We start from the raw sequence: 24257 nt of genomic DNA on the forward strand, positions 1-24257 counted from the left end.
CCTGACCTCACGCGTCGGCAGTACGCCGCCGCCTCCGTTCCGCGAGTCGGCGTGTTTGTGCTGTGCCTGAGCTGACCACTCCCGGACCGGAGGACTGCCCCGCTCATGCGTGAATGCCGGTGCGGCGTCGATGGGGTGCTGTGGTATCTAATGTCCTGATGTGACACATTCCCCTCTCCGCGCGCAGACTTAGAGGAGCTCACAGGGGCCGTCCCGAACAGCGGCCCTTCCTGCTCCGAAGGACTGCCTTGATCGATGACCTCATCCACTTTCTGCGGGCCCGCTACACGGAAGAACGCCAGAGCGCGATGGCGCGTCGGATGCAGAACTGGCAGTCGGTCGTCGCCGACGTGAATTCCAGGCAGGCCGTCGTGGATGCCTGCGAGAGGGCAACCGTCCTGGCTGCCGGGGCCACACGACGGGTCACGGAAATGATGGCGACAGGTATTCCGGTGCAGACGGACGACCTCGTCGATGCCGCCCGGCTGGAAGGTCAGGCCGCTGCGCTGAGCCATGCCTTGGCGCTGCTTGCGCAGCCGTATGCGCGGCATCCCGACTACCGGCAGGAGTGGCGTCCACGATGAAAGGGAGCTGTTGACGGTCGGCTTGTGAGCTCTTCTTGGGAGAACGGCTTACCAGTCGTCCCGCTGGCGACGGCGGCCCGGGCGCGACTGCCACGTGGACACCCGGGCTGCCGTATGCGAGCAGGAGCGAGCCGGCACGGGGGGAACCAGCCCGCTCCTGCGGTCGGCGCTCGCGTACCTCCCCATGAGGGCGAGCGCCTCGACCCTCACGATGGGGTCACTCCTTCCAGCGTGCTGTGCCCCTGGGATGTCACTGGTGGCGAGAGGTGGTAACAACGGGACCTCCCGCTGCAACCCGGCGCAAAGGCACACCGAGGGATGGCTGCGCCGCCCGGAAAGGCAAGGTCGCAGGGCCGGTACGCCGGGGCCGCTTCGGCGCCCTCCGGAGCGGGTGCGTGTCCGTCAGCCTGCCGTGATGGTGGTGATCCGCCGCTCGAAGGCCGCGAAAGCGGCTTCCTGGCGCCACTGGACCCGCGCCTTCGCGCTGGCGTCCAGCAGGCGTCGGCACTGCTGCCGCGGGTTGTCCGTACCGGGCCTGTCGTGGCGGCAGGGGCCGGCGAGACGGTAGCCGTCCCGGGTCGGGTTGCCCTGCCAGAGGCCGGCGCCCGGCAGGAAGGCGTACTCCAGGGAGGCCCGCGCGAGGTCCTTCAGGTCGCGGTAGCCGAGGCCGTACGTCGTGGCGGCGTACTGGTACTCGTGGCTGATGTCGATCCGGGAGACGCCGGGGTCGTCGGTGGCCAGCACGACGGGCACGCCGTAGGCGCGGTAGGTCGTGAAGGGGTGGTCGGCGCCCTTGACCCCGAGGATCTGTGCGTTGCTGCTGAACGGGACCTCGACCGCGATCTGCCGTGCGGCCATGGTGCGGGCGAGCTGCCGCCAGTTGTCCTCGTGGACCAGGTCGACACCGTGGCCGATGCGCTCGGCGTGAGCGACGTTCACGGCCTCACCGATGTGGAAGGTCAGGTCCTCGGGCTTGACCAGGCCGGGCCACAACTCGCCCGCGTGCAGGGTGATGTGCGCCTTGGGGTACACGCGGTGCAGGTAGTCGAGCATCCGCATCTGAAGGCTGTAGTTCTGCAGGGAGCTGTCCCAGTCCTCCGGCTGCACCAGATTCACGGCGACGAACCGTTTGTCCCGTTCGGCGAGGCGCAGTCCCAGGGCCATCTGTGTGAAGACCCGCTCGGGCGAACTGCCGCGTGAGACCTGGGAGATCCACCGCACCGGAAGTCGGCAGCCGGCCTCCGCGCGGGGCGTGCCGCACTGTGCTGCCGTACGGAACTCCGCGTCGGACTCGTCCGTCTCCCGGCTCGCCTCGGCGACCAGCTTGTCGAGCTTGCCGCCGGCCAGCAGTTTGCTGTGCAGCCTCGTCAGGTCCGGGTCCCAGCCGACCTCGGCGGCCAGGTCCCTCGCGCCGTCGGACGCCGGGGTCACCATCGTCTCCAGATAGAACTGATTCTGTTTCGCGACGCTGTTGGCCACTTCGGCGAGGAGCTTGCCCCGGTGGCGCCAGGTGACCTCGCCGAACTTCCCGAACGTGTCGAAGAAGTGGTCGTGCCCCGACTGCCCCGGCGGGAAGTCCTGCATGGACCACGCCTGCAGCACCGAGCGGCGGAAGGGGCCGTCGGACAAGGCGTCCGAAGCCGGTCGCCGGCCGGGGCCGCACGGCGGCTGCACCGCGGTCAGCGTCGTCCCGTCGATGCACAGTCCGTCTTCCGCGGCGAGCGAGATGAGGTACTCGGTCGAGACGGCACCGGACAGGTGGTTGTGCAGGTCCCCTCCCTTCGGCAGCGCTGTGAAGAAGGCCTTCAGCGCGGCCGGATCGTGCTGGATCGCGGTGAGCCGCGCGGAGGCCAGGGACTCCCCATGGGTGGGTGCGGGCAGGGGTGCGGCAGCGGGGGACCGCGTGGCGGCCACCGGCTGCGCGGCGGCGGGCAGCGAGCCCGGCAGCAGGGTCAGGACGGCGAGGGCGCCGAGACCGATCGGGGCCAGAGGGCCACGTGGGCGGCGCACGGAGCGGCGGTTCACGGAGATCACCTGCGCATGATCCCGATTTCGGACGGCGCTGAACGCGCGACGGGCGGGCACCTGGCCGGGACCACCCGGCCGAGTGATCACGCCCCACGTCCTGCTGTCCCCTCCCGCGGTCCACGAGCGCCTGGCGCACGCAAGCACGCACCTGTCCGTCGACTGCCTGCTCCTCGGCCGGTGCGGGTCCGGTACGGCCTGTGCCCTCGCGGACGGGCGGCCGGCCGTCGGAGGGATGGCCGGCCGCGCGGCTCACGCATGACCGGCGGCGGTCGGACCGGGCGCGCCGGGGGAGTCGACGAGAGGGCGGCGCCGGGTGGGTGCGGCGCCCCGTGCGGAACGGGGCGCCGCACCCGCGTACGCCTGTCGGCCCTCAGTCCTCGCCCTCCAGGTCCCCTTCCGTCTCCAGGAACGCCTGGCGCAGTGCCTCCAGTACCGCAGGGTCCGGCTTGGCCCACATGCCGCGGGACTCGGCCTCCAGGAGGCGTTCCGCGATGCCGTGCAGGGCCCAGGGATTGGCCTGCTGCAGGAATTCGCGGTTGGTCGGGTCCAGGACGTACGTCTCGGTGAGCTTGTCGTACATCCAGTCGGCGACCACGCCCGTCGTCGCGTCGTAGCCGAAGAGATAGTCGACCGTCGCGGCGAGTTCGAAGGCGCCCTTGTAGCCGTGGCGGCGCATCGCCTCGATCCACTTGGGGTTGACCACGCGGGCGCGGAAGACGCGGGACATCTCCTCGACGAGGGTGCGGGTGCGGACCGTCTCCGGGCGGGTGGAGTCGCCGATGTACGCCTCCGGGGCCGTGCCGCGCAGGGCGCGGACCGTGGCCACCATGCCGCCGTGGTACTGGAAGTAGTCGTCCGAGTCCGCGATGTCGTGCTCGCGGGTGTCCGTGTTCTTGGCGGCCACGGCGATGCGCTTGTACGCCGTCTCCATCTCGTCGCGGGCCGGGCGCCCGTCGAGTTCGCGGCCGTAGGCGTACCCGCCCCAGACGGTGTAGACCTCGGCGAGGTCGGCGTCGGTGCGCCAGTCGCGGCTGTCGATGAGCTGGAGGAGACCCGCTCCGTACGTACCGGGGCGGGAGCCGAAGATGCGCGTGGTGGCCCGGCGTTCGTCGCCGTGTTCGGCGAGGTCGGCCTGGGCGTGCGCCCGGATGTGGTTCTGCTCGGCCGGTTCTTCGAGGGACGCGGCGAGGCGTACCGCGTCGTCGAGCAGGCCGATGGTGTGCGGGAACGCGTCCCGGAAGAAGCCGGAGATGCGCAGCGTCACATCGATGCGCGGGCGGCCCAGCTCGGAGAGGTCGATCGGTTCCAGGCCGGTGACGCGGCGCGAGGCGTCGTCCCAGACCGGGCGGATGCCGAGCAGTGCCAGTGCCTCGGCGACGTCGTCGCCGGAGGTGCGCATCGCGCTGGTGCCCCACAGGGAGAGGCCGACCGAGGTGGGCCACTCGCCGTTGTCGGTGCGGTAGCGCTCCAGGAGCGAGTCGGCCAGGGCCTGGCCGGTCTCCCAGGCGAGGCGGGACGGGACGGCCTTCGGGTCGACGGAGTAGAAGTTGCGGCCGGTCGGCAGGACGTTGACCAGGCCGCGCAGCGGGGAGCCGGACGGGCCCGCCGGGACGAAGCCGCCGTTCAGGGCGTGGACGGTGTGGTCGAGTTCGGCGGTGGTGGCGGACAGTCGGGGGACCACCTCGCGGGCGGCGAAGTCGAGGATGTCCGTGACCGCTCGGGGATGCGATGCCGTGACGGTCGCGACGGCCGCCGGGTCCCAGTCCGCGTCCTCCATCGCCTGGACCAGGGCGCGTGCCTGCTCCTCGGCCTCGTCGGCGGTGGTGCGGGTGGCGGCGGACTCGTCCAGCCCGAGTGCCTCGCGCAGGCCGGGCAGCGAGGCGGTACCGCCCCAGATCTGGCGGGCGCGCAGGATCGCCAGGACCAGGTTGACCCGGTCCGCACCGGCCGGTGCGCCGCCCAGGACGTGCAGGCCGTCGCGGATCTGGGCGTCCTTGATCTCGCAGAGCCAGCCGTCCAGATGCATGATGAATTCGTCGAAGCCCTCGTCGTCCGGGCGGTCGTCGAGCCCCAGGTCGTGGTCGAGCTTGGCGGCCTGGATCAGGGTCCAGATCTGGGCGCGGATCGCGGGCAGTTTCGCCGGGTCCATCGCGGCGATCTGGGCGTGTTCGTCGAGGAGTTGTTCCAGGCGCGCGATGTCGCCGTAGCTGTCCGCGCGGGCCATCGGCGGCACGAGGTGGTCGATCAGGGTGGCGTGGACGCGGCGCTTCGCCTGCGTGCCCTCGCCCGGGTCGTTCACCAGGAACGGGTAGACGAGCGGGAGATCGCCCAGTGCGGCGTCCGGGCCGCAGGCGGCGGACAGGCCCGCGTTCTTGCCCGGCAGCCACTCCAGGTTGCCGTGCTTGCCGAGGTGGATCATCGCGTCGGCCCCGAAACCGCCGTCGTCCTGCGCCGCCGCGATCCAGCGGTATGCGGCCAAGTAGTGGTGCGAGGGCGGCAGATCGGGGTCGTGGTAGATCGCGATCGGGTTCTCGCCGAAGCCGCGCGGCGGCTGGATGAGAATGAGGAGGTTCCCGCGGCGCAGGGCGGCGAGCACGATGTCGCCCTCCGGATTGCGGGAGCGGTCCACGAACATCTCGCCGGGCGGCGGACCCCAGTGCTGCTCGACGGCGTCGCGGAGTTCGTCCGGGAGCGTGGTGTACCAGCGTCGGTAGTCGGCGGCCGGGATACGGACCGGGTTGCGGGCCAGCTGCTCCTCGGTCAGCCACTCCTGGTCGTGACCGCCGGCCTCGATCAGGGCGTGGATCAGCTCGTCGCCGTCGCCGGAGACCAGGCCGGGGAGCTCGTCCTCGGGCCCGAAGTCGTAACCCTCTGCCCGCAGTCGGCGCAGCAGGGCGACGGCGCTGGCGGGGGTGTCGAGACCGACGGCGTTGCCGATACGGGAGTGCTTGGTCGGGTAGGCGGAGAGGACGAGCGCGAGGCGCTTGTCCGCGGCCGGGATGTGGCGCAGCCGTGCGTGGCGTACGGCGATTCCGGCGACGCGTGCGGCGCGTTCGGCGTCGGCGACGTACGCGGGCAGCCCGTCCTCGTCGATCTCCTTGAAGGAGAACGGGACGGTGATCAGCCGGCCGTCGAACTCGGGGACCGCGATCTGGCTGGCCGCGTCGAGCGGGGAGACGCCCTCGTCGTTGTCCTCCCAGTCGCTGCGCGAACTGGTCAGGCAGAGAGCCTGCAGGATCGGCACGTCGAGTCCGGTGAGCGCACCCGCGTCCCAGGACTCGTCGTCGCCGCCCGCCGATGCCTCGGCGGGCCGGGTGCCGCCGGCGGCGAGGACGGTGGTGACGATGGCGTCGGCGGCGCGCAGTTCGTCGATGAGTGCGGGTTCCGGGGTGCGCAGCGAGGCGACGTAGAGGGGGAGGGCGCGGGCGCCCGTGTCCTCGATCGACCGGCAGAGCGTGTCGACGAACGCGGTGTTCCCGCTCATGTGGTGGGCGCGGTAGTAGAGCACCGCGATGGTCGGGCCTTCGGTGGCGCGCGCGGTGCGCTCCAGAGGGCCCCAGGACGGTGCGGGCGCCGGGGGTTCGAAACCGTGGCCGGTCAGCAGCACGGTGTCGGAGAGGAACCGGGCCAGCTGGTCCAGATTGGCCGGGCCGCCGTGTGCCAGGTAGGCGTGGGCCTCGGCTGCGATTCCGATCGGGACGGTGGAGGCGGCCATCAGCTGGGCGTCGGGGGCCTGTTCGCCGGTGAGGACGACGACCGGCCTGCCGGTGGCGAGGACGTGGTCGAGCCCTTCCTGCCAGGCGCGGACACCGCCGAGGAGGCGTACGACGACGAGGTCGGTGCCGTCGAGGAGAGCGGGGAGGTCGTCGAGCGGCAGGCGCGAGGGGTTGGCGTAGCGGTAGGTCACCGGACCGTCCGCGGCGCGGGCGCTGAGCAGGTCGGTGTCGGACGTCGACAGGAGCAGGATCATGCGGCGTCGGGCCTTCCTCGGGGTGTCCACGCCCCGGGCGGTGTCGGAATGGGGTCTCCCCTGCTCGAGCGGGATCGAGAGCTCGGGGAAGGGAGTTCCTGACTCGCCCGGCCGCTCAGGCCGGACTCACAGTGGCGGGACCGCGCCGGACTTGCACCGGGCTTCCTCCCCTATCGCCGTCTCCGGCGATGCCGGGCCGGGTGGCCCGTTGCTAGGCATAGTAAGGGCCTTGCATCAGATGGGATTCATACAGCTCAGAATGATGGTCGGTATGCTCGCCGCCATGTCCACTTCCGACACCCCGCCTTCGGCCCCGGGGGAGCCCGTCTCCCGTGACCGCGGCGATGCCTGCCCGGGGTCGCTGCGGCTCCACTGGGCGGACGACGGGGCGCTGGCGCGGGTCCGGATCCCCGGCGGCGTGCTGACTGCCCGACAGGCGGACGCGCTCCACGAGGCCGCGCGGGAGTTGGGCGACGGTGAGCTGCATCTCACTTCGCGGGGCAATGTCCAGCTGCGCGGCCTCGGCCAGGAGTGCGGCGGACGGCTCGCCGAACTCCTGGACGGGGCTGGGCTGCTGCCGTCCCGGAGCCATGAGCGGATACGTAACGTCGTGGCCTCCCCGCTCTCCGGGCTCGACGGCCGGGGCCACCGGGATGTCCGGCCGTGGCTGACCGCGCTGGACGCGCTGTTGTGCGGAAGTGACAAAGCGGCCGGACTGTCCGGCCGCTTTCTCTTCGCGCTGGACGACGGCCGGGGCGACGTCGATGCCCTGGGAGCGGATGTGACGTTGCTCGGACAGAGCGACGGAAGCGCGCTCCTGCGGATCGGGGCTGCGGAAGCAGTGCTGAGGGTCTCCGGGGACGATGCGCCGCGCGCGGCGCTGATCGCCGCCGAGTCGTTTCTGGAGGCGGCGCAGGGGACGGGCGCCTGGCGGGTGAGCGAACTACCTTTTGCTGCCGCGGAGTTGCTGGAGCCGGTGAGGGCGGCGTTGCGGGTGGCCGGTGCCGCGGAGCGCGTACCCCCGGCGACGGCGGCGCAGGAGCCCGCGTACGGCGTCGTCGGCACCGCGGCCTGTGTGGGGGTGCCGCTCGGTCGGCTCACCGGTGCGCAGTGGAAGAGCCTGTCCCGCGTGGGCCACGAGCTGCGGTTGACCCCGTGGCGGAGCGTCGTCGTGACGGGAGTGACGCCCGGCGACGCGGCGGCGCGGCTGCGCGAATGGGGCGCGGCCGGACTGATCGCCGGACCCGACTCCGTGTGGACGGGGGTCGGTGCGTGCATCGGACGGCCCGGCTGTGCGAAGTCCCTGGCAGATGTGCGGGGCGACGCGGAGGCCTTCGTACGGACCGCCGGAGCCCCCCTTGCCGGGCAGCTCCCCGTCCACTGGTCCGGCTGCGAACGCCGCTGCGGTCACCCCAAGGGCGCCTGGGCCGACGTCGTCGCCGTTCCCGGCGGGCACCAGGTGACCCGGGTCCGCGGCGACGAACGGGACGCTCCCGTGACGGTCCACGGCAGTCCGTCCGACCTGGCCGCCGCGGTGAACGCCGCCCGCCGCACCCGTATCTGAACCACCGACCCGAGGGCGCTGCAGCCCGACCACCGACCGGAGAGAGCGAAACCACCGTGTTCCAGTACGAGAAGGACGGACCGGCGATCTACCGCCAGTCCTTCGCCACCATCCGCGCCGAGGCGGATCTCGCGGGGCTGCCCGCCGACGTCAGTCAGGTCGCGGTCCGCATGATCCACGCCTGCGGCATGGTCGACCTCGTACGCGACATCGACTTCACCCCGGGGGTCGTGGCCGGTGCCCGCGCGGCGCTGCGCTCCGGTGCGCCGATCCTGTGCGACGTGGCCATGGTCGCCAGCGGCGTCACCCGCAAGCGGCTGCCCGCCGACAACGAGGTCATCTGCACCCTGTCGGACCCCACGGTCCCCGATCTCGCCAGGAAGCTCGGCACGACCCGCAGCGCCGCCGCGATGGAGCTGTGGCGGGACCGGATGGAGGGGGCGGTGGTGGCCGTGGGCAACGCACCGACCGCCCTGTTCCGGCTGCTTGAGATGATCGAGGAAGGCGCTCCGCGCCCGGCCGCCGTCATCGGTGTGCCCGTCGGCTTCGTCGGAGCCGCCGAGTCCAAGGACGCCCTGGCCGACCACTCGTCGGGTCTGGAACACCTGGTCGTACGGGGCCGTCGTGGCGGCAGCGCCATAGCCGCGGCCGCGCTCAACGCGATCGCCAGCGAGGAAGAGTAAGAGTGAGCGAGCAGAACACGGGCCGGCTGTACGGGGTGGGGCTCGGTCCCGGCGATCCGGCACTGATGACCGTACGCGCCGTGCAGACCATCGCCGAGGCCGATGTCATCGCCTATCACAGCGCCCGTCACGGACGGTCCATCGCGCGCTCCATCGCCGCCGAGCACATCCGCGCGGACCACATCGAGGAGAAGCTGGTCTATCCGGTCACGACGGAGACCACCGACCACCCGGGCGGCTACCGGGGTGCGATGGAGGAGTTCTACGGCGAGGCCGCGGCCCGGCTGGCGGTGCACCTGGACGCCGGGCGGACGGTGGCGGTGCTCGCCGAGGGCGACCCGATGTTCTACGGCTCGTACATGCACATGCACAAGCGGCTCGCCGACCGGTACCCCACCGAGGTGATCCCCGGGGTCACGTCGGTCAGCGCCGCCGCCGCCCGGCTCGGCACCCCGCTCGCCGAGGGTGAGGAGGTGCTGACGATCCTGCCCGGCACGCTGCCGGAGGAGGAGCTGACGGCCCGCCTGGCCGCCACCGACGCCGCCGTGGTGATGAAGCTGGGGCGCACGTTCCCCGCGGTCCGGCGCGCCTTCGATGCCTCCGGGCGACTGGACGAGGCGCACTACGTGGAGCGCGCCACGATGGCCGGGGAGCGCACCGGCGATCTCGCGGACACCGACCCGGATTCCGTTCCGTACTTCGCTGTCGCGGTGCTGCCCAGCCGGATCGACGCGCCACGGCCGGAGGCGTCCGAGGACGCGGAGCGCGTGGGTGAGGTCGTGGTCGTCGGGACCGGTCCCGCCGGTCCGCTGTGGCTGACCCCGGAGTCCCGAGGGGCGCTGGCCGCCGCCGACGATCTCGTCGGCTACACCACGTATCTGGACCGCGTCCCGGTCCGCCCGGGACAGGCGCGCCACGGCTCCGACAACAAGGTGGAGTCGGAGCGTGCCGAGTTCGCCCTCGACCTGGCTCGGCGCGGACGCCGCGTGGCCGTGGTCTCGGGCGGCGACCCGGGGATCTTCGCCATGGCGACCGCCGTCCTGGAGGTCGCCTCGCAGGACGCGTACGCGAAGGTGCCCGTGCGGGTGCTGCCCGGGGTGACCGCGGCCAACGCCGCCGCCGCCCGCGCGGGCGCGCCGCTCGGCCACGACTACGCCACGATCTCGCTCTCCGACCGGCTCAAGCCGTGGGAGGTGATCGCCACCCGGCTGCGCGCGGCCGCGGCGGCGGACCTGGTGCTGGCGCTGTACAACCCGGGTTCGCGCACCCGCACCGAGCAGGTCGGCAAGGCCCGTGACCTGCTGCTGGAGCACCGTTCGCCGGATACTCCGGTGGTGGTGGGCCGGGATGTGGGCGGGCCCTCGGAGAGCGTACGCATCGTCACCCTGGCGGAGCTGGAACCGGCCGAGGTCGACATGCGGACGATCCTGCTGGTCGGTTCCTCGCAGACGCAGTCGGTGCGGCGGGGGGACGGTCAGCAGATCGTGTGGACGCCGCGGCGGTACCCGGAGGCCTGAGGTCCGGTCTCTCAGCCGTGCAGGCCGGACAGCCAGTCCACGGCGAGTTCCGGGGTGGGGACCACGGGAACGCCGTCCGGGACCGGTGGCCGGCGGACCACCACGACCGGAACACCGGCCTCCCGGGCCGCGGTCAGTTTCGGCGCGGTGGCGTCACCCCCGCTGTCCTTGGTGACGAGGACATCGATGCGGTGACGGCGGATCAGTTCGCGCTCCCCGTCGAGGGTGAACGGCCCCCGGTCCAGCAGGACCTCCATCCGCGCCGGGTGCGGTCCGTCGGGGGCGTCCACCGACCGCATCAGGAACCACTGCGAGTCGAGACCGGCGAAGGCGGCGAGCCCCATCCGGCCCGTGGTCAGGAAGACCCGCTGCCCGAGCCCGGGCAGCGCCCGCGCCGCCTCGGCCAGGGATCCGACCGGGTGCCAGCGGTCGCCTTCCGTGGGCACCCAGCCGGGGCGGCGCAGAGCGAGCAGGGGAACATGGGCAGCGGCGGCGGCCGACGCCGCATGGAAACTGATCGTCCCGGCGAAAGGATGGGTGGCATCGATGAGCGCGTCGACCCGGTGCGTCCGCAGCCACGCGGCGAGTCCCTCGGCTCCGCCGAACCCGCCCACCCGCACCTCGCCGGGCGGCAGCTTCGGACTGGCCACGCGTCCGGCCAGCGAACTGGTGACCCGGGCCCCGGCCGGGAGCGCCCCGGCCAGGTGCTCGGCGAGACGGCGGGCCTCCGTGGTGCCACCGAGGACGAGTACGTGCATGGGATCGGTCCAGACATGAGTGAGGCGGGGGGAGGGCGCAGCGCCCAACTCAAACACACCGGTCTGCGGCCCGGCTGGACGACCGGTGCCTGTGCGACCGCGGCTACGACCGCCGCGTACACCGCCCTGCTGACCGGCGACTTCCCCGATCCGGTGACCGTCGTCCTGCCCAAGGGCCAGAGCCCGGCGTTCGCGCTGGCGGTGGAGGAGCTCGCCGGCGACCGGGCGGCGGCCGGCGTGGTCAAGGACGCGGGAGACGATCCGGACGTGACGCACGGCGCGCTGGTACGGGCCACGGTGCGCCGGCTGCCGCCGGGTTCGGGCGTGGTGTTCCGGGCCGGTCCGGGCGTGGGCACCGTGACCCGCCCCGGTCTGCCGCTCGACGTCGGCGAGCCCGCGATCAACCCGATGCCGCGGCAGATGATGCGCGACCACATCGCGCGCGTGGCGGCGGACCACGGGGACACGGGCGACGTCGAGGTCACCGTGTCCGTCGATCACGGCGAGGAGATCGCCCGCTCCACGTGGAATCCGCGCCTCGGCATCCTGGGCGGCCTGTCGATCCTCGGCACGACCGGGATTGTCGTCCCCTACTCCTGCTCGGCGTGGATCGACTCGATCCGCCGGGGCGTGGACGTGGCCCGCGCCGCGGGACACACGCATGTGGCGGGATGCACGGGGTCGACCTCGGAGAAGACCGTCGTCGCCGAGTACGGCCTGCCGGAGATCGCCCTGCTCGACATGGGCGACTTCGCGGGGGCGGTACTCAAGTACGTACGCAGGCATCCGGTGGACCGGCTGACGGTCTGTGGCGGCTTCGCGAAGCTGTCGAAGCTCGCGGCGGGCCATCTGGACCTGCACTCCGCCCGCTCCCAGGTCGACAAGGGGTTCCTCGCCGAACTCGCCCGGCAGGGCGGCGCGGACGCGTCGCTGACCGCCGAGGTGGCGGACGCCAACACGGGTCTGGCCGCTCTTCAGCTGTGCGCGGCGGCCGGGGTCCCGCTGGGCGACCTGGTCGCGGTGGCCGCCCGCGACCAGGCGCTGTCGGTGCTGCGCGGCGCGCCGGTGGCCGTGGACGTCATCTGCATCGACCGGGCGGGCACGGTCGTCGGCCGCAGCGACGTGCGCTGACGCGGTCGGCGCCGCCCGTCAGCAGACGTGCCGGTCGCGCTCGGCCGAGTAGAGGTGGCTGTCGCGGAACTGCTCGGCGCCGAGCGTGCGGCCGACCATGATGACGGCGGTGCGGATCACCCCCGCGGCCTTCACCTGCTCGGCGATGTCACTCAGCGAACCGCGCAGGATCAGCTCGTCCGGGCGGGACGCCATGGCCACCACGGCGGCCGGGCAGTCGGCCCCGTAGTGCGGCAGCAGCTCCTCGACGACCCGGTCGACGTACCGGGCGGCCAGGTGCAGCACGATCAGCGCACCGCTGCGGCCGAGCGTGGCCAGGTCCTCGCCCTCCGGCATGGCGGTGGCGCGGTGGGCGATCCGGGTGAGGATGACGGTCTGGCCGACGGTCGGCACGGTCAGCTCCCGCTTGAGGGCTGCGGCGGCCGCCGCGAACGCCGGCACACCGGGCACCACTTCGTACGGCACAGCTGCCGCGTCGAGCCGCCGCATCTGCTCGGCGACCGCGCTGAAGACGGACGGGTCGCCGGAGTGCAGCCGCGCCACGTCCTGCCCGTTCTCGTGGGCGTGCACCAACTCGTCGGTGATCTCGTCGAGGTTGAGCTGCGCGGTGTCGACGAGGCGGGCGTCCGGCGGGCATTCGGCGAGCAGTTCGCGGGGGACCAGGCTGCCCGCGTACAGACAGACCTGACAGGCGGCGAGCGTCCGGGCGCCGCGCACCGTGATCAGGTCGGCGGCGCCGGGGCCGGCGCCGATGAAGTACACGGTCATCTGTTCTCTCCTGACGAGGACGGTGCGGACGGTATCGGGGGGGTGCCGGGCTTGCGCACGGACCACTGGGTGACCGGCATGGCCTGGCGCCAGCCGGTGAAGCCGCCGACCGGCACGGCGTGCGCCACCGCGAGCCGCACCAGCTCGCCGCCGTGGCGCCGGTACCGCTCGGCGAGCAGCGCCTCGGACTCCAGCGTGACGGTGTTGGCGACCAGCCGTCCGCCGGGCGGCAGTGCGTCCCAGCAGGCGTCGAGCAGCCCCGGCACGGTCAACCCGCCGCCGATGAAGACGGCGTCCGGCACCGGCAGTCCGGCCAGTGCTTCCGGTGCCCGGCCGGTGACCACGCGCAGCGCGGGGACGCCGAGCCGGTCCGCGTTACGGGCGATGCGTCCGGCCCGCACCGGGTCGCGTTCGACGGTGACGGCACGGCAGGACGGGTGGGTGCGCATCCACTCGACCGCGATCGACCCGGAACCGCCGCCGATGTCCCACAGCAGTTCGCCGGGCGCCGGGGCCAGTGCCCCGAGCGTGGCGGCGCGGACATGCCGCTTGGTGAGCTGACCGTCGTGCTCGTAGGCATCGTCCGGCAGCCCGGGTACGGCGCCGAGCCGCAGCGCGTCCGGCGCACGACGGCACTCGACCGCGATGACGTTGAGCGGATCGCCCGCCGGATGCGCCCAGCCGTCGGCCGTCCCCGTGACGCAGTCCTCGGCCTCGCCGCCGAGCTGTTCCAGCACCCGCATCGGGCTGGGGCCGAAGCCGCGTTCGCGCAGCAGCGCGGCCACGTCGGCGGGGGTTTCGGCACCCGCGCTCAGCACCAGCAGGCGTCGGCCCTCGTGCAGGGCGGCGGCCAGGCGGGCGGCGGGCCTGCCCACCAGCGTGACGACCTCGGTGTCCTCCAGCGGCCAGCCGAGCCGGGCGCAGGCGTAGGAGACGGAGGACGGATGCGGCAGGACGCGGAGGTTCCCGGCGCCCAACTCCTCGCAGAGGGCGCGCCCGATGCCGTAGAACATGGGGTCGCCACTGGCCAACACGGCGATGCGGAGCCCCTGGTGCGCGGCCAGCAGACCGGGCACGGCGGCCCGCAGCGGCGAGGGCCAGGGCACCCGCTGTCCCGTGCACTCCGGCGGCAGCAGCTCCAACTGCCGTGCACCGCCGATCAGCACCTCGGCGCGGAGCAGTGCCGTGCGCGAGGCCCCGGGCAGTCCCTCCCACCCGTCGGCACCGATCCCGACGACGGTGGGCGCAGGGGGCGGGGGTATTGCGGGCGCTGCGGGGATCACGGCCGGTACCTCGGTGTTCGGGGGGTTTGACGCAGCCGAAACTCTACTGTTCGCGCTGACCGCTGAGATCGTTCCTGGCGGGTGAGCATCGCCATACGTACGTGCCTCGGGCCGGCCGACGCCTCTCCTGACGCCCCTGCACGGTCCGCGCGCCGGGCAGGGGCGTTCGGGCCGGCGCCGGCTCAGAAGTCGAAGACGGGCCCGGCGGTCGCCTCCATGACGCAGGCGTTCGGGTAGGTCCGCTGCCAGTCCACCGCGGCGCCGTTGTACGTCCCCTGCGCGGTGACGGTGACGGGGTCGTGGATCAGGGGGCACGGGTGCGGGTTGCCGGGCAGCTCGTCGAGGTCGCCCCCGGCCTCGTCCAGGGCGGCGCAGGCCTCCGCCGCCTTCGGGTGGTGACTCCAGGAGGTGAGCGGACACTGGAGGCCGATGCCGCGGATCCAGGTGTTCTCGCTGCCGGAGACGGTCAGGAAGAGGGTGCTTCCCGGGGCGTCGGCGTGCGCCGTGGGAGCCAGGAGCAGGGCCGTGGCCAGGGCGGCGGCGGCCAGCGAGGCCGCGCTCGGACGCCGGACGACGGAAGAGATGATCATGATTTGGACAACGAACAGCCGGTCATGAGGACACGAGCGGCGCGCCGCGTGCACGTGACCTCACAGCTGTGCGCGTGCCCTCACGGCCGGCCGGCCGGCGCGATGTTCTGGTTGGTGTGGAAGAAATTGCCGGGGTCGTACACCTGCTTGACCGCCGCGAGCCGGTCGTAGTGGTCGCCGTAGGTGGCCCGTACCCGGTCCTGGGACTCGCCCACGCCCATGAAGTTCACGTACGTCCCGCCCATCGACTGCGGATGCAACTCCTCCCAGTAGTCCACACACCACTGCCTGATCGCCTCGGCGTTGTCCGGGTCCGGGTCGATGCCCGCGATGACGCCGGACCAGACGGCGTCCCGGTACGCCCAGGCCGTGTCGTCCGGGCCGATCCGGTGGGCGGCCCCGTCGACCGGGTACAGGTGCGTCGTCGACAGGTCCGTGGGGAGGTTCTCGGCGTACTTGGCGTGGACGGCGATGGCGTCGTCCGTGATCCGGTCGAAGAAGTTGCCCCGCCAGTACCACTGCAGTCCGCTCGGGAGCAGTGCGTCGAACATGGTCTGGAGTGCCGGGTAGGGCATCGGCGAGGTGAAGTGGAAGGCAGGCGGACCCGGTTCGTCCACGACCTTCAGGGTGGCGTCGAGGAGCTCGGGGTCGCCGGTCCAGCACCAGACGACGCCGCACATCTTCTGGCCGTGGATCTCCTCGGGGAACGGCGGGCCGGGCGGGACGGTGAGCGCCAAGAAGAAGCCGTTCAGATCCTCGGGCGCCTGCGGCAGGAAGTCCCGGTACCACTCCAGGACTTCGCGGATCCGGTCGACCGGCCACACGGTGATCGCGACCCCCACGGTGTCCACCGGGTGCAGCCGGAGTTCGAACGAGGTGACGATGCCGAAGTTCCCGCCTCCGCCGCGCAGCGCCCAGAACAAGTCGGAGTTCTCGTTCTCGTCCGCGGTGACGTGGCTGCCGTCGGCCAGGACGACGTCCGCCGCGAGGAGGTTGTCCACGGTCAGGCCGTACCTGCGGGTGAGATAGCCGTGGCCGCCGCCGAGGGTGAGGCCGACGACCCCGGTCGTCGACAGGATTCCGGAGGGAGTGGCCAGGCCGAACGCGTGGGCGGCGTGGTCGAGATCGCCGAGCAGGGTGCCGCCGCCGACCCGGCCGGTCCGGGCGTCGGGATCGATGTGCGCCCAGCGCATCGGTGACAGGTCGAGGGTGACGCCGTCGTCCACCAGGCACAGACCCGCTCCGCTGTGTCCGCCGCCCCGCACGGCGAGTTCGAGACCTTCGTCGCGGACGAAGTCCACCGCTGCCATGACGTCCGCCGCGTCCGCGCACCGCACCACGGCGGCCGGACGCCGGTCGATCATGCCGTTGTAGATCGTGCGGGCGTCGCGGTACTCCGGGTCCTGCGGACCGATGACCGGACCGCGCAACGCGGCCCTCATCGCTTCGAGCGTGGTGGAGTCCATGGCCGTCTCCTCGCCGCGGGTGCGGACCGCTGTCCTCTCCACGCTCCCGCCGGTCGCAGGGCCGTGCAATCGGCAGGCGCGGCGCAAAGAGCGGGATGCGGTGTGCGGCAGGTCAGGAGCAGTGGGCGGGTTGCCCGGACGGGCGCACCATGAATCCATGGACGGACCCCTTGGTGATGTGAGCCTGCCGGGGCGCCTCGCCGAGCCCGGCGAGGGCATCAGCCCGGAGGAACTCGCGCTCGCCGCCCGCAACCACGGTCTGCCGCTGGAGGCGCTGCGCTACGACATCACCCCGCCCGGACTGCACTATGTGCTGGTCCACTACGACATCCCCGAGATCCGGGACGGCTCCGTGCAGCTCACCGTGCACGGCAGGGTCCGGACGCCGCTGGCACTGGATCTGGCGGCGCTGCGGTCGTTCCCGGCCGTCACACTGCGCGTCACGATGGAGTGCGCGGGCAATGGCCGGGCCCGGCTCGTACCGCGGCCGGTGAGCCAGCCGTGGCTGGTCGAGGCGGTCGGTACGGCGGAGTGGACGGGGGTGCCGCTGCGGCTGCTGCTCGCCGAGGCCGGGGTGGAGCCGGACGCCGTCGAGGCGGTGTTCTGCGGTGCCGACCACGGTATCGAGCGGGGCGTCGAGCAGGACTACCGGCGGAGCCTGCCGGTGGACGTGGCCACCGGCGACACGCCGGAGGTGCTGGTGGCGTACGCGATGAACGGCGGTCCGCTGCCGCCGCAGCACGGCCATCCGCTGCGGCTGGTGGTGCCCGGCTGGTACGGCATGGCGCACGTGAAATGGCTTCGGGAGATCCGACTCACCGAGACCCCGTTCACCGGCTTCCAGCAGACGACCGCCTACCGCTACCGGCAGGAGCCCGACGATCCCGGTGAAGCCGTCACCCGGATGGCCCCCCGGGCGCTGATGATCCCGCCCGGGTTCCCGGATTTCATGTCCCGGACCCGTTTCGTACGCCCCGGCCGGGTGCTGCTCCGGGGCCGCGCCTGGTCGGGGGAGCCGCCGGTCGCCCGGGTCGAGGTGAGCACGGACGACGGCCGCTCCTGGTACGACGCCGAGCTCGCCCCGCCGGACGGGGACGGCAGGCACGCGTGGGCCTGGCAACGGTGGCAGGCGCCGTGGAAGGCGGTGCCGGGCACCCATGTCCTCAGCGCCCGTGCCACCGATGCCGGTGGCCGGGTCCAGCCCCTCACCCAGCCGTGGAACCGTGGCGGCTTCGGCAACAACCTGATCCAGCGGATCGTCGTCCACTGCGGGTGGGGTGAGCCCACTGCGGAGTGGGATGAGCTCAGACGAGGAGCTTCGTCTTCGCCCGCTGGAACTCCTCGTCCGTGATCGCGCCGCGGTCCTTGAGCTCGGCGAGTTTCGCCAGCTCCTCGACGCTGCTGCCGCGTTTCGCCTGGCCGGTCGTGTCACCGGTGGCGGCGGCTTCCCGTACGTACGCCTTGAAGGCGGCTTCCCGCTCCTTGGCTTCCGCGACGTCGCGCTTCCCCATGGATTTACCGCGTGCGATCACGTAGATCAGGACGCCGAGGTACGGCACCACCAGGGCCAGGATCAGCCAGCCCGCCTTCGCCCAGCCGCCGAGGTCGTCGCTGCGGAAGATGTCCGCGATGACCTTGAAGAGGAGGAAGAGCCACATGATCCAGAGGAAGAACCAGAGCATGGTCCAGAAGAGGTTGAGCAGAGGGTAGTTGTCCACGTTCCGCTCCCTGGTCGTCGCGTCGTTCGGCTCGTCGCTCCGTGTCGGTGACACAGTCCTGAACGACTGAATCCTCAATCAGTCATATCATCAGATTTCGGACCCTGCTCGCTGTCGTGCGGACCGTTCCTCAGGGGCCGTTCCCCAGAGGCGGCGCGGAGTACCGTGGAATGACCGAGGGAGGCGTGTGGCGTATGAGCGCCGCAGATGGGTCCGCCTGGAGCCCGATCGGGGCGATCGGCCGTGTCACCGTGCCGATCCCGCCGAACGGTCCCGGCGAAGTACTGGTGGCCGTACGGGGTGGGTCGGAGGCCTACACCGCATGGTCGGCGACGTCGATCGACAGGGACGTACGCGTCGTTGTCGTCGACTCGGTCTCGGCACGCGGCGTGATCGTCGAACGCTTGCCGTCCTGAAGCGAACCGACGCCGGGGAACGACGCCGGGGGACAGCGATGAGCGCCGCCGCACCGGGACAGCACGTCGAGAAAAGGCGTACGGCAGGAGTCCGCTCATGTTGTTCTGGCACGTTCCCGCCCCCAACGAGGCGATGCTCATCTCCGGATCGAAACGGCAGACGCACGACACCCAGTTCCGGATCGTCACCGGTCACGGCAGTTTCGTCGTGCCGGTGAAGCAGAAGGTGCGCATGCTCTCCCTGGCGCTGCGCGAGGCGGAGATCACCGAGGACTGCGTCACCCAGCAGGGCATCCGTCTCAACGTCCGCGCCGTCGCCGTCTTCAAGGTCGGTGATGACGCCGTCTCCATCGCGAACGCCGCCCGCCGCTTCCTGTCCGAACAGGACCAGATGGAGGAGCTCGCCGGCCGGATCTTCGCCGGACACCTGCGTTCCATCGTCGGCGGGCTGACCGTCGAGCAGATCATCCGGGAGCGGAACCGGGTCTCCCAGGAGGTCATCGCGGGCAGCCACGGCGAGATGGAGAAGCTCGGCATCGTCGTGGACGCCCTCCAGATCCAGGAGATCGAGGACTCCACCGGCTACATCAAGAACCTCGCCGCCCCGCACGCGGCCGCCGTCGCCAGCCAGGCGCGGATCGCCCAGGCCAGGGCCGACCAGGAGGCGACCGAGCGGGAGCAGCAGGCCGCGGCGCTCAAGGCCGAGTACGAACGGGACACCGCGATCAAGCGGGCCGGCTTCCTCGCCGAGACCGAGCAGTGCAACGCCCGTGCCGCCCAGGCCGGACCGCTGGCCCAGGCCAGGGCCTCGCACGAGGTCGTCGAGGAGCAGACCGCACTGGCCGAGCGGCAGGCGTCGCTGGCCGCGCAACGGCTGGAGGCGGAGGTCAGGCGTCCGGCCGACGCCGAGGCGTACCGGCAGCGCACGCTCGCCGAGGCCGCCCGCGACCAGACGAAGTTCCAGGCCGACGGCAGTGCGTACGCCGAAAGGACCCTTGCCCAGGCGCAGGCCGACGCCAACACCGCGCGTGCCACCTCGCTCCGGGACGGCAATCAGGAGCTGATCGCGGCCAACCGCATCGTGGAGAACCTGCCGGCCCTGGCCGACGCGGCCGCCCGCGGGATGTCGGGGGCCGACCTCACCGTGCTCAATGGCACCAACGGTGTCAACGAGATGGCGGCGGGCGTGGTCAGCCAGGGGCTGGCGATCCTCCACGCACTCCAGCGCGGCGCGAAGGCGGCGAAGCCGGCGGTCGACGCGAAGCGGGCGCCGCACATCACCGACTCGAGTTGAGCCGGGCTGCTTCTCCGCTCCGGAGGCCTCCGGTACGCAGGATTCCGCCACGAGGGATTTCGCCGCCGATGAGCGCGCCGTGCACGGACGACTGCGGAGTGTGGTCGGTACCGGCAGGGCGAGCGGTGCGGTCATCGTCGGAGGCCCTCCGGGCAGGCTGCGAGCCGGCAATTGCTTCTCGAATTCGACACCTTGGGGCAGCGGTGGGCATGGATGGGCGCAGGCGGACCAGCAAATGGTCAACCGTCCGTCCCGGATGGCGTAGAGTTGTGTTCACCGACGCGGGGTGGAGCAGCTCGGTAGCTCGCTGGGCTCATAACCCAGAGGTCGCAGGTTCAAATCCTGTCCCCGCTACTGAAGAATCAGGCCCGGCATGCACGAAGCATGCCGGGCCTGATTCGTGTGTCCGTCCCCCCTTCGGCCGACGCGGAGTCGCCGCGCGACGCCGCTCCGGCCAGCCTGGGGGAGTGGGGTGCGGCGCCGTCCGCAGTCAGGCGCGTACCGGGCAGGAGACCGCGGGGGCGCATCGGGCAGGAGACCACAGGAGCCGCTGCGCGTACCGGGCAGGAGACCACTGGTGGGGATGGCGGAGAAGCTGCGGGGGGTGCGGGTCGGGGGCGGCAGCCGTTCCCGGCGGTTCGTCGGTGCGCTGCCTGCGCTGATGATCGTCGTCGGGCTCGTGTTCGACATTCTCACCCCGCCGCCGTTCACCGCCGTGCCGCTTTTCGTGGCTGCCCCGCTGGTCGCCGCGCCGTTCTTCACTCGGGCGGGCACCGTCCGTATCGGCGCCGCCTCGCTGCTCTCGATCCTCGTCCTGCGGAGCGAGAGCGGCACGGTGCTGCAGGTCGTGCCGTCCCTCGAGGTCCTCACCGTGCTCACCGTCTCGGTCCTCGCCCTCTTCATCAACGGAGTCGTACGGCGAGGCACTGAGCAGCTGGCTTCGGCGCGGGTCATCGCGGAGACCGCCATGCGGGCCGTGCTGCCGAAGCCGAACGACTGGATCGGCGGGCTGCGGGTCGCCGCGCGGTACGAGGCGGCGCAGGCGGACGAGTTCGTCGGCGGCGACCTGTTCGCCGTGGTGGACAGCCCGCACGGCGTGCGGCTGGTGGTCGGGGACGTGCGGGGCAAGGGGCTCGACGCGGTCGAGGCGGTGGCGGTGATCATCGGCGCGTTCCGGGAGGCCGCCGAGCAGGAGGCTTCGCTGGAGGACGTGGCGCAGCGGCTGGAGCGGGCGCTGGCGCGGGAGGGGGAGCGGCGCGGCGGGATCGATCCGGTCGAGGGGTTCGTCACCGCGGCACTCGCCGAGATCCCGCACGGCGCCGACGAGGTACGGATCGTCAACCGCGGCCACCCCGAGCCGCTGCTGCTCCATGCCGACGGCGGGGTGGAGGTGCTGGTGCCGAGCGTGCCCGCGCTGCCGCTCGGTATGGGGCTGGGGGTGTGGCCGGACCTGGCCGACGTCTGGAGTCTGGCCGCCGGGACGACGCTGCTCGTCTACACCGACGGCCTCTCCGAGGCTCGGGACAAACAGGGGATCTTCTACGATCCGGCGGCCCGGCTGCGCGGACGGCTCTTCCCCGGGCCCGAGGAGCTGCTGTCCGCACTGACCGATGACGTACGGCTGCACACGGGTGGCAAGTCCACCGACGACCTGGCGCTGGTCGCGGTCGCGCGGCCCGCGGAGGGGCAGCTGGAACGGCGCAGGACGGTGAAGATCGTGGGGCGCGGGCAGGAATGAGTCGCGACTGCGGTGAGCACACGAGGGTGATGCCACCGTGCGTAATCGAAGAGTGCCGCTCCGCATAACGTTTGACGCAACGTCAGAAAGACGGTAGTGGCTGAGCCCGGGTCAACTCGTCCGATTCCACCCGGTTGTGTCCCGTAAAGTCCAGGCCAAGGTCGGCAATGATCAGTGGGAACGGCTTGGAATCGGACCCGTGTGTCTATTAACGTTCGATAACGCAGCGCGGTCGTCCCAGCCGTCGTCAGTGGCGGCACCCGTGCGCGAGCGCCGAATTCCGCAAGGGAACCGGGGAACCACCTACATGGGGTGAATCGGACACCTGTGTCTCGTGAGAGGCAGAGGAATCCGTAGGAGACCTTCCTGCTCCGAACCCGTCAGCTAACCCGGTAGGCGAGAAGGAAGGAAAGGAGTGCGCCCCCGTGGCGTCCAACAAGCCTGCCCCCGAAGCCCCTTCCCGGTTCGGCTCCGACTTCACCACTGAGTACGGATCCGGGACGGACACCGAGTTCGGCACCGAGTTCGGGACCGAAGGCTTCGGAGAGACCGACCGGGCCTGGGAGGAATGGAACCCCACCGAGGAGTCCGTCCGTCCCGTACGCGGCAGGCACCGCGTCGCCAAGCAGCGCAACGGGCTCGCCCGTAGCTCCACGGTTCTCGGTGTCGGCGTCATCGCGGCCGTCGGCGCGGGCGGGATGGCCACCGCGCAGAGCAAGCCGCCGGTCTCCATCTCCCTTCCCGATTCCATCGCGGACAATCTCCCCGACGCCGGCTCCCTCCCCGGTGTGGGCGCGCTGTTCTCCGACGAGTCCGCCACCGACCGGGCCCAGGCCGCGACCGCCGCCGCACCGCTGACCAGTGCGGGCATCACCACCGCCGAGGCCGAGCAGGGTGCCACCGACGCCGGCGAGGCGCTCCGCGCCCGCATCCTCCAGCAGGCCGAGCAGCAGCAGAACGCCGCCGACGCGGAGGCCAGGGCGGCTGAGGAGAAGGCCGCCGCGGAGAAGGCGGCAGCCGAGGCGAAGCAGAAGCAGGACGTCGCGGAGGCCAAGGCCGAGGCCGCGAAGAAGAAGGCGGAGGAAGAGGCGAAGGCGAAGGCCGAGGCCGAGCGGCTCGCCAAACTGGCCGCCAGCTACGCCATCCCCACTTCCTCGTACACGATCACCTCGACCTTCGGCCAAGCCGGTTCGATGTGGTCCTCCGGCTACCACACCGGTCTCGACTTCGCGGCGCCGACCGGCACCCCGATCAAGGCCATCCACACCGGCACCATCAAGTCGGCGGGCTGGTCCGGCTCCTACGGCTACCGCACGGTCCTGGAGCTCGAGGACGGTACGGAACTGTGGTTCTGTCACCAGTCGTCGATCAACGTCAGCGTCGGCCAGAAGGTCACCACCGGTGAGACCATCGGCCGTGTCGGCGCCACGGGAAATGTGACGGGACCTCACCTCCACCTGGAGGTCCACACCTCGAGCGGTACGGGCATCGACCCGATGACCTGGCTGCGCGACAAGGGCCTCACGCCCTGACCCGAGGAACGCGAGCCGTCCCACCGGCCCGCCACCGATCCCCGGCAGTCCTGACGCTCACCCCCCGACGTCAGGGCTGCCGGTCCGTTTCTCCACGGCTTTTCCGTGCACCATGCATGGAATAGCGGCACCGGTGGATTTCGTTGATCCACTTATGACTTCTCTCCGCAGGCTCGGCTCTTCCGACCTTCAGGTCTTCCCGCTCGCCCTCGGCGGCAACGTCTTCGGCTGGACCGCCGACGAGGCGCAGTCGTTCGCCGTCCTCGATGCGTATGCGGCGGCGGGCGGCAATTTCATCGACACCGCCGACTCGTACTCCGCCTGGGTCCCTGGCAACGAGGGCGGCGAGTCGGAGATCGTCATCGGCAAGTGGCTCGCCGCACGCTCCGACCGCTCCGACATCGTCGTCGCGACGAAGGTCGGCGCCCATCCTGCTTACAAGGGCCTCTCCGCGACCACCATCAAGGCCGCGGCCGAGCAGTCGCTGCGCCGTCTCGGCACCGACCACATCGATCTCTACTACACGCACTTCGACGACGAGACCGTCCCGGTCGAGGAGATCATCACCGCTCTCGACCAGTTGGTGAAGGACGGCAAGGTGCGCGCCATCGCCGCCTCCAACATCAGCCCGGAGCGGCTCCAGGCGTCCCTGGACTTCTCCGAGCGCGAGGGGCTGGCCCGCTACGTCGCCCTGCAGCCGCACTACAACCTCGTCTCCCGTGACACCTACGAGGGCGAGCTCCAGGACACCGCCGCCCGCGCCGAGCTCGCCGCTGTCCCGTACTTCGCCCTGGCCTCGGGTTTCCTCACCGGCAAGTACCGTCCGGGCACGTCGGTGGAGAGCGCCCGGGCCGAGAACGCCGGCCGGCACCTGGAGTCGGAGCGGGGCCGGAAGGTCCTGGCCGCACTCGACAAGGTGGCCCAGGAGCGCGGCGCCGAGATCGCGACCGTCGCCCTGGCCTGGCTCGCCGCCCGTCCGACCGTAGCCGCTCCGATCGCCTCGGCCCGCACGGTCGATCAGCTGCCCGCGCTGGTGGCCGTCGCCGGCCTGCGACTGACCGAGCAGGAGCTGGCGGAACTCACCGAGGCGTCCGCCTGACCCGTCACCGGGGATGCCGGGGCGGCCGGCTCCCCCTGGTGCTGCGACCGGAAAGGTTCACCGGCTCGCGACGCCCGGCACGGCACCTCGCTGCGTTGTCGCATCCCCCGAGTACGTC

General features: G+C 71.7%; 19 protein-coding genes, 1 tRNA gene and 2 riboswitches. Of the genes, 12 read left to right on the forward strand and 8 right to left on the reverse strand.

Features of this window, described 5'->3' with window-relative positions:
• Positions 1–248 precede the first annotated feature (248 nt).
• Entirely contained in the window at positions 249–584 is a 336-nt protein-coding gene (locus ACFU8W_RS07115) for a DUF6221 family protein (protein WP_384032898.1), read from the forward strand.
• 402 nt (positions 585–986) lie between these two features.
• On the opposite strand, the gene ACFU8W_RS07120 is transcribed toward ACFU8W_RS07115, so the two are convergent.
• Positions 987–2618 (reverse strand): adenosine deaminase, encoded by a 1632-nt coding sequence (locus ACFU8W_RS07120; RefSeq protein WP_384032900.1) that lies wholly within the window; start codon positions 2616–2618, stop codon positions 987–989.
• Positions 2619–2982: 364 nt separating this feature from the next.
• On the reverse strand, positions 2983–6582 hold the full coding sequence (gene cobN, locus ACFU8W_RS07125) for a cobaltochelatase subunit CobN (protein WP_384032902.1): 3600 nt from the start codon (positions 6580–6582) through the stop codon (positions 2983–2985).
• A gap of 92 nt (positions 6583–6674) precedes the next feature.
• Positions 6675–6750, reverse strand: a riboswitch (cobalamin riboswitch).
• Positions 6751–6853: 103 nt separating this feature from the next.
• Here cobN and cobG point away from each other — a divergent pair.
• From cobG to ACFU8W_RS07140, 3 genes are read left to right on the forward strand one after another with little or no spacing between them, the layout of a single operon-like run.
• Positions 6854–8146, forward strand: coding sequence for a precorrin-3B synthase (gene cobG, locus ACFU8W_RS07130; protein ID WP_384032904.1), 1293 nt, complete (start codon positions 6854–6856; stop codon positions 8144–8146).
• Between the two features lie 56 nt (positions 8147–8202).
• Entirely contained in the window at positions 8203–8829 is a 627-nt protein-coding gene (locus ACFU8W_RS07135; protein ID WP_384032906.1) for a precorrin-8X methylmutase, read from the forward strand.
• Between the two features lie 2 nt (positions 8830–8831).
• A complete protein-coding gene (locus tag ACFU8W_RS07140; RefSeq protein WP_384032908.1) occupies positions 8832–10346 on the forward strand; it encodes a precorrin-2 C(20)-methyltransferase in 1515 nt (504 codons plus the stop codon).
• Positions 10347–10357: 11 nt separating this feature from the next.
• Here ACFU8W_RS07140 and ACFU8W_RS07145 read toward each other — a convergent pair whose 3' ends face one another.
• Positions 10358–11104, reverse strand: a complete 747-nt coding sequence (locus ACFU8W_RS07145; RefSeq protein ID WP_384032911.1) for a cobalt-precorrin-6A reductase — start codon at positions 11102–11104, stop codon at positions 10358–10360.
• 15 nt (positions 11105–11119) lie between these two features.
• Between ACFU8W_RS07145 and ACFU8W_RS07150 the strand changes: the two genes are divergently transcribed.
• Positions 11120–12235: a cobalt-precorrin-5B (C(1))-methyltransferase gene (locus ACFU8W_RS07150; protein ID WP_384032913.1), complete on the forward strand. Its 1116-nt coding sequence runs from the start codon at positions 11120–11122 to the stop codon at positions 12233–12235.
• 18 nt (positions 12236–12253) lie between these two features.
• On the opposite strand, the gene cobM is transcribed toward ACFU8W_RS07150, so the two are convergent.
• The 4 genes from cobM to ACFU8W_RS07170 all read right to left on the reverse strand — a co-directional run bounded on the left by cobM (position 12254) and on the right by ACFU8W_RS07170 (position 16342).
• Positions 12254–13003 carry a precorrin-4 C(11)-methyltransferase gene (gene cobM, locus ACFU8W_RS07155; RefSeq protein WP_384032915.1) on the reverse strand — a complete coding sequence of 250 codons (750 nt, stop codon included), beginning with the start codon at positions 13001–13003 and terminating at the stop codon, positions 12254–12256.
• Complete coding sequence (gene cbiE, locus ACFU8W_RS07160) at positions 13000–14286, reverse strand: precorrin-6y C5,15-methyltransferase (decarboxylating) subunit CbiE (RefSeq protein ID WP_384032917.1); 1287 nt, start codon at positions 14284–14286, stop codon at positions 13000–13002. The genes cobM and cbiE overlap by 4 nt, the downstream gene beginning before the upstream one ends.
• Before the next feature lie 182 nt (positions 14287–14468).
• Entirely contained in the window at positions 14469–14876 is a 408-nt protein-coding gene (locus tag ACFU8W_RS07165) for an SSI family serine proteinase inhibitor (RefSeq protein ID WP_384032920.1), read from the reverse strand.
• Positions 14877–14956: 80 nt separating this feature from the next.
• On the reverse strand, positions 14957–16342 hold the full coding sequence (locus ACFU8W_RS07170) for an FAD-binding oxidoreductase (protein ID WP_384032922.1): 1386 nt from the start codon (positions 16340–16342) through the stop codon (positions 14957–14959).
• 157 nt (positions 16343–16499) lie between these two features.
• On the opposite strand from ACFU8W_RS07170, the gene ACFU8W_RS07175 reads away from it, so the two are divergent.
• Positions 16500–17693, forward strand: coding sequence for a sulfite oxidase (locus ACFU8W_RS07175; protein ID WP_384032924.1), 1194 nt, complete (start codon positions 16500–16502; stop codon positions 17691–17693).
• On the opposite strand, the gene ACFU8W_RS07180 is transcribed toward ACFU8W_RS07175, so the two are convergent.
• Positions 17647–18060 carry an SHOCT domain-containing protein gene (locus ACFU8W_RS07180; protein ID WP_345512482.1) on the reverse strand — a complete coding sequence of 138 codons (414 nt, stop codon included), beginning with the start codon at positions 18058–18060 and terminating at the stop codon, positions 17647–17649. The two genes, ACFU8W_RS07175 and ACFU8W_RS07180, sit on opposite strands and share 47 nt — an antisense overlap.
• Before the next feature lie 194 nt (positions 18061–18254).
• On the opposite strand from ACFU8W_RS07180, the gene ACFU8W_RS07185 reads away from it, so the two are divergent.
• The 6 genes from ACFU8W_RS07185 to ACFU8W_RS07210 all read left to right on the forward strand — a co-directional run bounded on the left by ACFU8W_RS07185 (position 18255) and on the right by ACFU8W_RS07210 (position 24139).
• Positions 18255–18476, forward strand: coding sequence for a hypothetical protein (locus ACFU8W_RS07185; RefSeq protein ID WP_358858281.1), 222 nt, complete (start codon positions 18255–18257; stop codon positions 18474–18476).
• A 97-nt stretch (positions 18477–18573) separates the two neighbouring features.
• Positions 18574–19770, forward strand: coding sequence for an SPFH domain-containing protein (locus ACFU8W_RS07190; protein ID WP_345512480.1), 1197 nt, complete (start codon positions 18574–18576; stop codon positions 19768–19770).
• A gap of 280 nt (positions 19771–20050) precedes the next feature.
• Positions 20051–20124: transfer RNA gene (locus ACFU8W_RS07195), tRNA-Met, on the forward strand.
• A gap of 229 nt (positions 20125–20353) precedes the next feature.
• Complete coding sequence (locus ACFU8W_RS07200) at positions 20354–21508, forward strand: PP2C family protein-serine/threonine phosphatase (RefSeq protein WP_384032927.1); 1155 nt, start codon at positions 20354–20356, stop codon at positions 21506–21508.
• A 261-nt stretch (positions 21509–21769) separates the two neighbouring features.
• Positions 21770–21922: riboswitch (cyclic di-AMP (ydaO/yuaA leader) on the forward strand.
• An 11-nt stretch (positions 21923–21933) separates the two neighbouring features.
• Complete coding sequence (locus ACFU8W_RS07205) at positions 21934–23040, forward strand: M23 family metallopeptidase (RefSeq protein WP_345512478.1); 1107 nt, start codon at positions 21934–21936, stop codon at positions 23038–23040.
• A gap of 154 nt (positions 23041–23194) precedes the next feature.
• Positions 23195–24139: an aldo/keto reductase gene (locus ACFU8W_RS07210; RefSeq protein ID WP_384032931.1), complete on the forward strand. Its 945-nt coding sequence runs from the start codon at positions 23195–23197 to the stop codon at positions 24137–24139.
• The last annotated feature ends 118 nt before the right edge of the window (positions 24140–24257 follow it).

The organism is Streptomyces sp. NPDC057565 (genome assembly GCF_042801455.1).
In the GTDB taxonomy this organism is placed as follows: Bacteria; Actinomycetota; Actinomycetes; order Streptomycetales; family Streptomycetaceae; genus Streptomyces; species Streptomyces yanii.